Genomic DNA, 13,258 nt, shown 5'->3' with positions numbered 1-13,258 from the left:
CGTCATGGCCAACGACTGCTCCCATAACGACGATCCTCTGAAGCTGGTGCGCGAAGGCACCAGCCAGGACGAGCGCGCCCCGGCTGCGCTGTCGCCGGATGCGGCGCCGGTGGATGCGCGCACGGTCGCGCACGACATCGTGTTCGCCCATGCCTATGCCGGCCTGCTCAGCCGCTACAGCGCCGCCAACGCGCTGGTCGGCGACTGGCGCGACTACTTCGGCGGCGACATGGCGGTGCCGCTGGCGGTCGCCGCGATCGAGGATGTCGATGCGTACAAGATCCAGGTGCGCGAATGGTTCGACTTCCTCAACGACATGGACAACGACGGCGACGCCAGCGGACTGCGCGATCGCCTGGGCTATCTGTACGCGGCCATCGGCACCCTGGCCGAGGCGCTGGACCAGCTGCAGCAGAAGCTATCGGACGAGACGCCGCTGAAGGGCACGCTGGACAATCTGCTGCGCACCCAGCTGGCGCCGGCGTTCGCGCGGCTGGTCGCCTACTACAAGGGCGGCATGGCGCTGGGCGTGATCAACGTGGTGGCGCCGCCGCTGCGCGTACTGCAGTACGACGCCAAGGCCTTCGCCGATGTGCTGTCCGGCGGCCTGTCCGGCGCGTGGAGCGGCAATGCGGCGTGGCCCGGCTATGTCAGCGGCATCGCGGCGGATGATTCGGTGTATGGCGCGGGCGGTCCGCCCGATCCGTTCACGCGCATCAATCACTGCGCCACGCATAACCTGTTCCGCTCGGTGTTCGATCTGTTCCTGAAGGTGCTGATGCGCACCGTCAGCGAGGCGCAGGCGGGCTTGGCAGACGCGCTGGCGAACGCGTCCGATCACGCGCCGCACTACGCGCTGTATCTGGCCTTCCTGCAGCTGCTGACGCATGCCAGGGACTCGGCCAACGGGCTGACCCGGCGGCATCTGGATTTCTATTACTCGACCATCCTCGGCCTGCAGCCGCGGCCGGCGCAGCCGGGGCATGTGCATCTGCTGGCGGAGCTGGGCAAGCAGGCGACGCAGTTCGATTTCGCACCGGGTACGCCGTTCAAGGCGGGCAAGGATGCCGGCGGCAAGCCGGCGTTCTTCGCCAGCGTCGACGACATGGTGGCGAACAAGGCCAGCGTCGCCCCGCTGAAGACCGTATACCGCCATGGCAGCGAACCGCTGAGCAGCGGCGAGGACGACCAGGGCCGGCTGTTCGCCTCACCGGTGGCCAACTCCGATGACGGACTGGGCGCGGCGCTGACCTCGCCGGACCTGTCCTGGCAACCGTTCTTCAACAAGGACTACGTAGACGGCGAGCTGGCCGCGATCGACATGCCGCCCGCGCAGGTGGGCTTCGCCATCGCCTCGCACCATCTGCTGCTGGCCGAGGGCACGCGCTACGTATTCGCCCGGCTGCAGCTGCGCGATGCGCTGCCGGCGGGCTTCGACCTGACCGACGACGTGCAGTGCCAGCTCAGCACCGCCAAGGGCTGGCTGCAGCGCGATCCCTCGTACTTCGCGCCCAGCGGCAGCAATACGCTGGATCTGGTGATCGCGCTGACCGGCGCCGACGAGGCCATCGTGCCGTACACGGCGGCGACGCAGGGCTACAACTTCGACACCGAACTGCCGCTGCTGCTGGTCACGCTCAAGCAGGATCCGCAGCGCCATTACGCCTACGCCGCCATGCAAGGCCTGGTGCTGGCCTCGATCGAGCTGTTCACCTGGGTCGACGGCATCAAGACAGTGGCGGCGACCAACGATTTCGGGCCGCTGGATCTGTCCAAGCCGTTCCAGCCATTCGGCGCCTCGCCGGTGGCCAACAGCGGCCTGGTGGTCGGCTCGAAGGAAGCGTTCCAGAAGCACTTGGAATGGCTGTCGATCACGCTGACCTGGCAGACCCCGCCGGTGGTGTACGCCTCCAGCGCGACAGCGACGGGCGTGACGGTCGATCTGCTGACCTCCGGCAGCTGGTCCAATGCCGCCACCTCCTGGTCGTCGCTTGGCATCGGCTCGACCACCGCCTACGTCACGCTGGACGACAGTGTCAACGCTGCCGTCTCCGACGCGCCGGATGTCACGCCCGATGAGCCCTACACCACGCCGGCGCGGCAGGGCTATCTGCGCGTGCGGCTCAACGGCAATGTCGGCCAGGATCAGTACCAGAGCGACTTGATCGAATATCTGCGCAAGACCATCACCACCAGTCCGGGCGCGCGTCCGCCGCAGGGGCCGGTCGCCGCGGCGCTGACGCTGTCCTATGTGTCGTCCACCAGTCTGGCGCTGCAGAGCGGTACCGCGACCTCGTTCCAGACGCGCGTCGGCCGCTTCTTCCATCTGGCGCCGTTCGGCACCGCCGAGCGGCATCCCTATCTGTGCAACGGTGCGCCGATTCCGCTGCTGCCGCCGTTCTCCTTCGTGCGCGGCGGTGCGGTGCTGAGCAGCGAGGCGGAGCTGTATATCGGCCTGGCCGGCCTGGTGCCGCCGCAGAATCTGGCGCTGCTGTTCCAAGTGGCGGACGGCACCGCCAATCCGCTGGCGAACAAGCCGGTGCCGCATATCGACTGGTCCTATCTGGTCGACGACCTGTGGGTGCCATTCCCGCAGAACGCCGTGGTCGATGCGACCGGCGGCCTGCTCGACTCCGGCATCGTCACCTTTGCCGTGCCGCGCGACGCCAGCAGCGACAACCATCTGCTGCCCGCCGGCCAGTACTGGATCCGCGCCGCCGTGCACGAGGCCAGCGATGCGGTGTGCCGGCTGAAGCTGGTGGCGGCGCAGGCGTTGGAGGCGGTGTTCGCCGATCAGGGCAATGCGCCGGACTTCTCGGCCGCGCCATTGCCGCCGGGCACGGTGACTCAGCTCGCCGCGCCGGATGCGTCGGTCAAGGGCATCACCCAGCCGTATCCATCGTTCGGCGGACGCGGCGCCGAAAGCGGCGCGGATTTCTATCGACGCATCAGCGAGCGCCTGCGGCACAAGGATCGCGCGATCGATCTGTGGGACTACGAGCGGCTGGTGCTGGAAGCGTTCCCGTCGATCTACAAGGTGAAGTGCCTCAACCATACCCAGTACGAGCCCGCCGACAATCTGGGCGGTGGGCTGTGCAGCGGCGGCATCTATCGCGAGCTGGCGCCGGGCCATGTCACCTTGATCGCGCTGCCGAATCTGCGCGGACAGGTGCAGCGCGATCCGCTCAAGCCTTACACCAGCCTGGGCCTGCTCGGCGAGATCCAGACCTATCTGGCCCAGCGCTGCAGCGGCTTCGTGCAGCTGCACGTGAAGAACCCACAGTTCGAGGAAGTGCGGGTGTCCTTCACCCTGAAGCTGCGCGACGGCTACGACGAGGCGTACTACACGACCCAGTTGCAGCAGGCGATCACCCGCTTCCTGTCGCCGTGGGCGTTCGACGGTACCGGCACGCCTTCGTTCGGCGGCAAGATCTACAAGTCCGCGCTGATCCATTTCGTGGAAACCCAGGCCTGCGTCGACTACGTCACCGACTTCCGCCTGTTCCAGGACCTGCCGTGCCAGGCGCCGGGCAGCGTCGACCTGGACGAGGCCACCGGCTCGCGCGCCGTGTCCATCCTGGTCTCGGCGCCGGCCAGCAAACACCAGATCACCGTCATCAAGCCCGCACCGGACCCAGCGCTGGCGGAAAGCTGCGGGTGCGACGCATGAACAGCCTCCAGCCACTCAACATGCCGGCGCTCGTGGCGAAGCCGGTGCTCGATCCTTCAGTGGATTACTACCAGCTGCGGCGCGAAGGCATCGGCCACGTGCAGCAGGCGGGCCACCAGCAGTGGACCGACTACAACATCCACGATCCGGGCATCACCATCCTCGAAGCGCTGTGCTACGCCATCACCGACGTGGGTTACCGCATCGAGTGGGATATCGAGGACATCCTCGCGCCCGCGGTGCCGTCCGCCGATCCGTTGCGGCCGTATCCGGACCAGGCCTTCTTCACCGCGCGCGAAGTACTGACGGTCAATCCGACCACGATCGCCGATTTCCGCCGCATGCTGATCGATCTGCCCGCGGTCAGCGATGCCTGGGTGCTGTGCAAGACCTGCGCCTGCGAGGTCAGCTACTGGGCGTACTGCGATCTGGCTGGCAATCTGGTGCTGCAGTATGGCCAGCCGGCCAATCCGCCCAACCCGGCCAGCGAGACCTGGGTGCTGGGTCTGTACGAAACCCTGCTGGAGCTGGACGACGATCCGGAGCTGGGCGATCTCAACGACCGCCTGGTCGAGCAGAACAGCGTCTATCACGACAGCGACGGCGCACATCCGATCCTGATGGAACTGCGCTTCCCGGATATCGCGCTGCTGGAGCGCGATGCGTGGCAGCGCTTCCTTACCGACGATGGGAGCTTCGCCAACCCGGCCGCCTTCAGCATCACCTTGACCCGGCTGGGCGCGACCAAGACCTATAACGTATTCGATCTGCCGAACCCGGCCGATCGCGATGCCTATCTGCGCCAGCAGTGGGGCGATGTGTTCTATGTGAGCCTGAGCATCAGCTTCACCGGCTCGCCGGATGTCGTGGATATCGAGAATGCGGCGTTGCGCGTGTTCGCCGATAACGCGGTGCAGAACGCGGTCAGCGCCGACGCCTGGCGCACGCTGTTCACCGACGCCACACCCGCCGGCTTCGTGCTGCGCTATCGCAAGAAGGCCAAGGCCACCGCCGCGGCGGTCGCCGGCGCCAAGGCCGCGCTGCAGCAGTGCCGCAACCTGGGCGAGGACTATTGCCTGATCGATCGGGCCGGCGTGGAAGACGTGGCGGTCTGCGCCGATGTCGAAGTGCGGCCCGATGCCGATATCGAGCGCGTGCAGGCCTGCATCTGGTTCTCGCTGGAGCAGTACATGACGCCGCCGGTGCCGTTCCGCACGCTGCAGGAGCTGCAGGGCCGGGGTGTGGCGGTGGAGGACATCTTCGACGGTCCGGCCCTGGCCAATGGTTTTATCGAAGACGCCGACCTGGCCGCGGCCGAGCTCAAGGCGATGCTGCGCGCGTCCGACATGATCCATCTGCTGATGGATATCGACGGCGTGGTGGCGGTGAACCAGCTACGCATGACCAAGTACGACGACGAGGGCCAGATCGTGGCCGGCGCCGCCGATCCGGCCTGGATCAACGACCAACCGGTCTACGACCCGAGCCGTACCAGCGCGGCCTGGCTGCTGGCGATCAGTCCGCGGCACCAGCCGCGGCTGTATCTGAACCAGTCGCGCTTCCTGTTCTACAAGGACGGGCTGCCGTTCCTGCCGCGCGTCGACGAGGCGACGGACACGCTCAACCAGCTTCGCGGCGATGCGGAGCGGCCGAAGAACCCCGGCGCGCCGAACGATCTGCCGGTGCCGGCGGGGGTGTACCGGCAACCGGAGGACTACTTCCCGGTGCAGTACAGCTTCCCGCTGACTTATGGCATCGGTCCGGACGGCCTGCCGCCGCGCGCGCTGCCGGCGCGCAAGGCGCAGGCGCGCAATCTCAAGGCGTATCTGCTGGTGTTCGAACAACTGCTCGGCGATGCTCTGGCGCAGCTGGCGCATACCTCGGATCTGTTTTCGCTCGATGCTTCGGTGTCGCGCACCTACTTCGTCAAAGCCTTCGACGCCGACACGATCAAGGATCTGGCCGATATCGCGGATCCGATGAAGCTGACCCGTGCCGCGGTGGAGGCGCTGGTGGAAACACCCGCCGCGTTCCAGAGCCGGCGCAATGCCTTCCTCGATCATCTGCTGGCGCGCTTCGGCGAGCAGTTCAGCGAATATGCGCTACTGCTGACCCAGGCCGCCGGCGACGCGGTAGCGAAAGAGCAGCTGATCGCCAGCAAGATCGCCTTCCTGCGCCGCTATCCGGCGGTCAGCCACGATCGCGCCAAGGCTTTCGACTACCAGGTCGAGCCGAATGCGCCGGGCAACGAGCCGGGCATCAAGCAACGCATCAATCTGCTGCTGGGTTATCCGGATCTGAGCTATCAGTGGACCGCCGGTGCGCCGGTAGCGGGTGTGTATCCGGTCGACTACAAGCTGGTCGACGGCATCGGCACGGCGCAGCTGGCGGGCACGCTGAGCGTGGCGGCGGCCAGCGCGGGCAAGGCGGGCGAGGGGGCTTATCGCCAGCTGCTGGATCGCATGATTCTCGATGAGGCGTACACGGTCGCGCCGGTCGCGGGCGGCCAGTTCGCGCTGGTGCTGGAGGATGCCTCCTCGACTGAGATCGGCCGCAGCCCGGCGCCGTTCGCCAGCGCCGCCGAAGCACTGGCGTTGAAGGAGACGCTGCTTTCCTGGAGCGCCGGTGCGCGCACCCTGGTGATCGAGCACATCCTGCTGCGCCCGAAGTTCATCGGCGACGCACTGTATCCGGCCTGCTGCGAAGACGGCTGCTCCACCTGCGGCAGCGCCGATCCGTACTCGTTCCGGCTCACCTATGTGATGCCCGGCTGGACGGTGCAATACACCGACAATCTCGATCTGCGCCGCTACGCCGACCGCACCATCGAGCGCGAAACGCCTTCGCACCTGCTGGCCAAGACCTGCTGGGTGGGCAACGACGGCTATGTCGAAAACCCCTGCGATCAGGTGGTGGAAGATCTGGCCGACCTGCTGCAGGCCGACGGGCTGACCGCGGCCAGCACGCCGCCGTCCAGCGACGATGCCTGTGGCGATGCGCACGCCATCCTGCATGTCTTCAGCGAGGCGTTCTCCGCCTGGTTCGAGGACAAGAAGCTGAGCTTCATGCATGACGCCGCCTGGGCGGCCGCGGTCACGACCTTGTTCGCCGGTGTTCCGGTGCCGGCCGATGGCACCTACAAGACGCTGTTTCCGGCGCCGCTGTGGGACCAGGTGCGTGCGCTGATGAGCGCGCGCTTTGCCGACATTGCCAGCCAGGGCTGGCAGTTCGAGCGTTTCGAAGCCGCCTGGCGCAGCTGGCTGGACGCCAATGCGGCGATCGACTGGACCGACGAGCGGCTGATCGAACGGGTCGAAGCGCTGCTCAACGCCGGCGTGCTGACCAGCTCCGCCACCGCGGCGGCGCTGTGCAACTGCGCCGGACGCATCGTCACCGACTATGGCAGCGCCTACTACGCATGGATGCGCGACAACATCACCGCGGGCAATGCGTTCGGCGCGCTGACCCCGTTCACCGAACCCACGGTGACGCTGTGCGCGGACCTGAGCTTTACGTCCGACACGCAGACCAGGATCGCCGCGCTGCTGCACGAGCGCTATGCCGCCTACAGCTTGCCGTCCTACTGGCTGTGGGTGGTGACGACGCTGCTGGCCGGACTGCGCAATACCTACCCGGGCGCGACGCTGCACGACTGCGATGAAGGCAGCGATTTCAATCCGGTGCGCCTGGACAACACCGCGCTGGGCAACTACCCGCGCAAAACCACTCTTTAACTTTGACGACGGAGATCGCTCATGGAGAGCTTGCTTGACCATTACCCGGTCTTCGAAGCGAATCAGGTACTGATGAGCCGGCATCTGAACGATGCCTTCGACTACCTCGAACAGCAGGAACGCCAGACCCGCTCGCATCTGATCGGCATCGGCATCGCCTGCGGCCTGAAGATCCAGCTCAACGGCACGGCCATCGCGCTGTCCAAGGGCTGCGGCGTCACTTCCGAGGGCTATCTGATCGTGGAGCCGGAGGACGTGACGCTGACGGCATATCGGCCTTACACGCTGCCGACGGATATCGACTACCCCGAGTTCAAGAACGACGGCACGCCGTTCGCCATGTGGGAGCTGTTCGGCGATGGCGTGCCGAACACCACGCCGCTGGGTACGCCGGCGGGCTTCCTCGACGACAAGGCGGTGCTGCTGTTCCTGGAGCTGAAGAAGGAAGGCCTGCGCACCTGCAGTCCCAACAACTGCGACGACAAGGGCTCGCAGGTCACCGCCACGGTGCGTCGTCTGCTGATCGCGCGCAGCGATCTGGACAGCATCATCGCCGCGGCCAATGGCCTGGGCAGCGGACTGAGCGAGGGCGATCTGGTGGCGGCGCTGTCGGCGCGGCTGAACCTGCCGGACCTGCGCCTGCACCGTTTCGACGTGCTCAACTCCAACCCGGTCAGCTCGGACGATGTGTATACCGCCTTCCTCGACATGGTCCGCCAGGGCGGCCTGGCCAGCGCGACCGGGCAGGCATTGAGCGCGGCGTATGCGGCCTTCCGGCCGCTGCTGTTCGCCGATTATCCGTCCGACCCGTTCGTCGCCTTCGGCACCAACTACAGCTTCCTCGACAGCGCGCCGACGGACACCACCCAGGTCAAGTTCCTGCAGTACTACGCCGATCTGTTCGACGACCTCCTGCGCGCCTATGACGAGTTCCGCTGGAAGGGCCTGGAGCTGATGTGCGCGTGCTGCCCCGATGACGGGCTGTTCCCGCGGCATCTGATGCTGGGCTTGCTACATCCGGAAAGCGTGGCCAGTCCCGACAGCTACCGCCAGGGTTTCCTGCCCTCGCCGGCGGTCGGCAACTGCGAAGAGGAGAGCGCGCAGCTGCGCCAGCTGTTCGCGCGCCTGGTGGCGATGTGCGCCGGCTTCACCGATCAGCCCAGGCTGCCGGCGGCCAATCCGTCGCTGCCGTTCGATCCGCAGATCCGCGTTACGCCCAGCCGGCGCTGCTGCGGCGAGGCCGAGCTTGCAGGCACGGCGATTCCCTACTACTACGCCATGCCGGAGACCCAGCCGCTGTATCCGCTGTGGAGCCCGCTGCTGACCCAGCGCAAGCGCGCCAATCAGAACCTGGGCTACAACTCTGACCTGTACACGCCGGCCGCGCCGGACTTCGTCACCGATCCCTTGCGCTATGACCTCGGCTCGCGCGACTTCCTGCGCATCGAAGGCCATCTGGGCAAGGACTACCAGTCCGTGCTGCGCTCGCTGCTGACCATGAAGGCGCAGTACCGCCTGCCGATCGACGTGATCGCGCTGCGCACCGGCGCCTACGACGACAGCCAGCCGGTGGACCTGAGCCAGGAGCAGGCGCGCTTCCAGGATCTGGATGCGCTGTATGGCAGCCTGCGCGGCGAGCTGCGCCAGCAGCTGGTCGAAGGGATCATGCAGCTCTACAACTATCCGATCCCCGCGATCAACGGCCTGCCGCTGAACGCCGGCACGCCGCAGCTGTCGCTGCTCAAGCAGTACGCGCCGCAGTTCAACTACAACGCCAGCACCATCGGTGCCTGGTACGAGTATTACCTGGCGCGCTTCGAAAACCAGGGCTATATCGACGTCAATCAAAACGCGATCAACTCTTACGCGATGCTGTATCTGTACTGCGCGCTGTTCAACGGCACGCTGGCGCCGGATGGTTCGGCGTATCCGCACGTGGTGGCGATCTATTACTTCAGCAAGCTGGCCGAAGCGCTGGATCCGTTGCTGTCCGGGCTGAACTACCCCGACTTCGAGAACAAGTACCAGGACCTGATGGCGCTGATCCGCTATCTGCGCTCGGACGTGGTGTACAAGGCGCCGCCTGATCTGCAGTCCTTCCTGCCGCAGGACGAGTTCATCGATCTGTGCGAAGGCGTGCTGATGGGTTGCAAGCTCGATGCGATCAAGTCGGTGCGCGACCAGTTCCAGGCGCGCGTCGGCGAGCTGCGGCGGCTGCAGTTCCTGTCCAGCTTCCTGCAGCGCGAGCCGGGCATCCAGCACAAGGCCGGCGTGCCGCTGGGCGGCACCTTTATCCTGGTCTATCACGGCGACACCGTGATCAATAACTTCAACGGCGGCTTGTTCGGGCAGGGGCTGGTGCAGTTCCCGCTGCAACTGCAGGCGCAGAATGTCGATCGCGTGGCGATGTCGATGGAGCGCGCTCCGGGCGCCGGCGCGGTGGATGTCGCCAGCGACAGCGTGGCCAGCGCGCCGAACCTCGCCAACAGCGGCATCGCCGCCGCGCTGAATATCGCACCGGCGGCCGATGCCACCAACGACACCTCGCGCTTGATGCGGGCGATCGGCAATCTCAGCGCCAACCGCAACCTGATCCAGAGCGATGACCTGCATCTGGTGGTGGACTGGCTGACCGGCCGCACGCCGGTGGTCACACCGGGAGGGCCGCCGGGCCAGGGCTCCGGTTCCGAGGGTGGTCCGGCCGCCGCCATCATCAGCCGCGCGGTCGGCGAGCTGGATGCCGGCACGGTGATCGCCGACTTCTTCCTGCCGTATCGCTTGAGCAGCGCCGGTCCCGGTATCCAGTTCGTGCTGCCGAAAATACCGCCGACTTTCACCGTGGCGGTGGGCTGCACGGCGCCGAACGGCACCGCGTCGGTGTCGATCGATGCCAAGGGCGGCGTGCCGCCGTACGACGTGGCGGCCGACGGCGGTGCGTATCAACCGCTGGGCGCGCCGCTGTCGCTGACCGTCGGCAACCACAGCGTGACCTTGCGCGATGCCGAGGGCGCCGAAACGCCGATGCAGAGCTTTACCGTGGTGCCGCCGCTGACCATCGGCGAGCCAAGCTTCACCTGTGCCGGCGGCAGCTATACCGCCAGCGCCACGATTACCGGCGGCACGCCGCCGTACGAGGTCAACGGCCAGCCGGCGACGATGATCGTCACCGCGCCCACCGCCAGCGGCGCGACGGTGTCGGTGACGGTGCAGGACAGCCAGGGCTGCGCGGTGGGCGGCCAGTTCACCCACGAGTGCTGCACGCTGCCCTGCGGCGGTGCTTCGCTCAACCGCAACTTCCGTTTCTTCATGCCCGACCCGGATTCCAATCCGGACAATGCCTACCAGGTCTTCAACGCGGGCGGCGTGGTGTTCACCGTCGAGGCGGACGCTGGCAAGCCGATCGATCTCAGCGCGCAGGTCGCCAAGATCCTGGTGGCGACCAAGGACCAGCTCAGCGGCGCGCAGTTCCAGAACACCGTCAACGGCTGGATGGCGGCGATCAACAAGCTGATCGCCAGCACGCCGGGCCTGGCCCAGCCGGGCAAGGCGCAGTGGCTGACCCTGGGCTACAAGCCGATGTCGCCGGGACGCTTCGGCGTGCTGACGCTCGAATACTTCCAGTGCCTGAAGTTCGATATCGAGCTCAACTCGACCTGGGCCCTGCTCAATGCCAAGCAGAGCATGACCTTCGCCTACTCGCCGAACGGGACCTCGATCAAGTCGGGCAACAGCGCGCTGAGCGTGCCAGCCTTCGATGGCGTGTCGATCGACAAGTGCAGCGATTCGCCCACGCCGGTGAATCTGTGTCCGATCCCGCCGACCTTCGGCATCCAGCTGCAGGGGCCGGGTTCGCTGACCGTCGGCGGCAAGGCCAACTTCGCGGTGAATGTCTCGCCGCCGCAGAACGCGATGAACTTCGTCTGGGAGGCGCAGGGCGGCGCGCCGGCAATGGGCAGCGGGCCCAAGTTCGTCACCTCGTTCAACACCGCTGGCACCAGGCTGGTGACCGTCACGGCGTTCAATGCCAACGGTTGCTCGGTGACCCAGACCATACCGGTGCAAGTCTCCGGTTCGACGACCAGCGGGTCGCCGATCATCGTGCCGCCACCGGTGCTCACCCGCGGCAATCCGCCGGTCGCGGCGCAGAGGCCGAGCGTGCGGAAGGCGGCCGCGGTAAAGCCGGCGGTGGCGAAGACGGTGGTGGCGAAGACGGCGATCAAGCGAGCCGCCGCCAAGAAGGCTACGCCGAAGCGGGCCGCCACCCCGAAGCGCGGCGGTACGCCGCGGCGAGGCGGTAAATGAGCCAGACCCGGCGCCATGTGATCCGCCGCGAATGCATCGATCTCGCCGTCGAGGGCGGCGAGTCGGACGGCCTCGCGCTGCAGGGGCAGATGGCTGCGCTGTGCCAGGGCGAACTGGCGGCGGCATTGGACGAGGCATTCTCGCGTGCCGCGCCGGGCGAGGAGCACTGGCAGTTCGAGCGGATCGAAGTCGATGCCGGGCAGTTCACGCCGGAAAGCTTTGCGCGCAGCTTCGTCGCGGCAGTGGCGGCGGCGGTGGAGGAACAGGTGCGCTCGCGCAAGGCGCAGGCCATCGCGCAACCGCAGATCGCCGCCGAAGAAGGCGATCTGCAATGGAGCGGTGCGCAGTCGATCGATCAGGCCTTCCTCTACTTTCTCGCCAGCGGTGCCTTGCCCTGGTGGTGCCAGCTGCCGGAAGCGCGGACGCTGGAGTCGCTGCTGGACGAAGCCTGGAACGAGGCTCAGGGGCAGGGCGGAAGGATCGATGTGCCGGCGCGTGCTGTGCTGGCTCGGGTGTTGTCATCGCCGGTGGCTCGCTTGCGCCTGGTGCGGCAGTTCTCGGCTCAGTTTGTGGGGCGCGTGCTGGAACACCTGGCGCCGGCAGGGCTGGACGTCCTGCGCGAGGTGGTGGCGGCGGTCTATCGCGAGCTGGCGCTTGCCGTACCGCGAGCCATCCCCGCGCAGGCCTGGGCCGCGGCCCTCGCCTGCGCGGTGACGCAGCGGCCGATCGCGCGGGGGGCGCTGCTCGAGGCATGGGCGATGCTGGCACCCGAGTCCATCACGCCGGCCGTCATCGCAAGCGTGCTCCGTGCGGCGGCGGCGCATGACGTGGACCCGGCGCTCAAGCACCATGGCGCGGACACCACCGCCAGCGAGCGCCAAGCCATGACCTCGAATGCCACACCGAGCAACCAGGACACCGAACACACCGCCAGCGCGCCGTCGCGCGATGGCGCTTCTTCCGAGCACAGGACGGCCGCCGCGGCGAAACCGCTGGATCTGCACGAAGGCGTCTTTATCGACTGTGCCGGCGTGGTGCTGCTGCATCCATTCCTGCCGCGGCTGTTCGAGCGCTTGGAGCTGATCGAGGACGGCGTGCTGACGCAGACCGACCGCGCGCTGGCGCTGTTGCATTTCCTAGCGACGGGACAGTCGAGCGCGCCCGAACACGCGCTGGTGCTGCCGAAGCTGCTGTGCGGCATGGAGCTCTCGGAGCTGGCCGGCACGCCGGTGGAACTGAGCGAGAGCGATCAGGCCGAAGCGGAAAACCTGCTGCAGGCAGCGATCGCTTACTGGTCGGCGATCGGCCATACCTCACTTGACGGCTTCCGCGGCAATTTCCTGGTGCGCAAGGGAAAGCTGTCCAAGCGCGGCGACGACGATCTGCTGCAGGTCGAGAAACAAGCCTGGGACATCCTGCTCGGGCAACTGCCGTGGAGCATCGGCGTGGTGCGCTTGCCGTGGATGCGGCGAATGCTGTGGGTGGAGTGGCCGTACTGACGGTGCATAAGCCCCTCTCCCACCGGGAGAGGGGTTGGGGTGAGGGTACGGGC

The 13,258-nt window shown here is 66.9% G+C and carries 4 protein-coding genes; all 4 read left to right on the top strand.

The features are described 5' to 3' along the window. Window positions 1–4: 4 nt before the first annotated feature. From BUA26_RS13310 to BUA26_RS13295, 4 genes are read left to right on the top strand one after another with little or no spacing between them, the layout of a single operon-like run. On the top strand, window positions 5–3,670 hold the full coding sequence (locus BUA26_RS13310) for a baseplate J/gp47 family protein (protein ID WP_072761301.1): 3,666 nt from the start codon (window positions 5–7) through the stop codon (window positions 3,668–3,670). Next, window positions 3,667–7,404, top strand: a complete 3,738-nt coding sequence (locus BUA26_RS13305; RefSeq protein ID WP_072761300.1) for a hypothetical protein — start codon at window positions 3,667–3,669, stop codon at window positions 7,402–7,404. The genes BUA26_RS13310 and BUA26_RS13305 overlap by 4 nt, the downstream gene beginning before the upstream one ends. A gap of 21 nt (window positions 7,405–7,425) precedes the next feature. Next, on the top strand, window positions 7,426–11,706 hold the full coding sequence (locus BUA26_RS13300) for a PKD domain-containing protein (protein WP_072761299.1): 4,281 nt from the start codon (window positions 7,426–7,428) through the stop codon (window positions 11,704–11,706). Further along, window positions 11,703–13,205 carry a contractile injection system tape measure protein gene (locus tag BUA26_RS13295; protein WP_072761298.1) on the top strand — a complete coding sequence of 501 codons (1,503 nt, stop codon included), beginning with the start codon at window positions 11,703–11,705 and terminating at the stop codon, window positions 13,203–13,205. The genes BUA26_RS13300 and BUA26_RS13295 overlap by 4 nt, the downstream gene beginning before the upstream one ends. The last annotated feature ends 53 nt before the right edge of the window (window positions 13,206–13,258 follow it).

Origin of the sequence: Rhodanobacter sp. OK091 (assembly GCF_900142825.1) — a bacterium.
Taxonomy (GTDB): domain Bacteria; phylum Pseudomonadota; class Gammaproteobacteria; order Xanthomonadales; family Rhodanobacteraceae; genus Rhodanobacter.
The sequence above is the reverse complement of the archived record's forward strand: the minus strand, read 5'-3'. Positions and strand labels throughout refer to the sequence as shown.

Coding starts and splice junctions, on each gene's coding strand:
- BUA26_RS13310 (WP_072761301.1), top strand. CDS start 5: ATGGCCAACGACTGCTCCCATAACGACGATCCTCTGAAGCTGGTGCGC.
- BUA26_RS13300 (WP_072761299.1), top strand. CDS start 7,426: ATGGAGAGCTTGCTTGACCATTACCCGGTCTTCGAAGCGAATCAGGTA.
- BUA26_RS13295 (WP_072761298.1), top strand. CDS start 11,703: ATGAGCCAGACCCGGCGCCATGTGATCCGCCGCGAATGCATCGATCTC.
- BUA26_RS13305 (WP_072761300.1), top strand. CDS start 3,667: ATGAACAGCCTCCAGCCACTCAACATGCCGGCGCTCGTGGCGAAGCCG.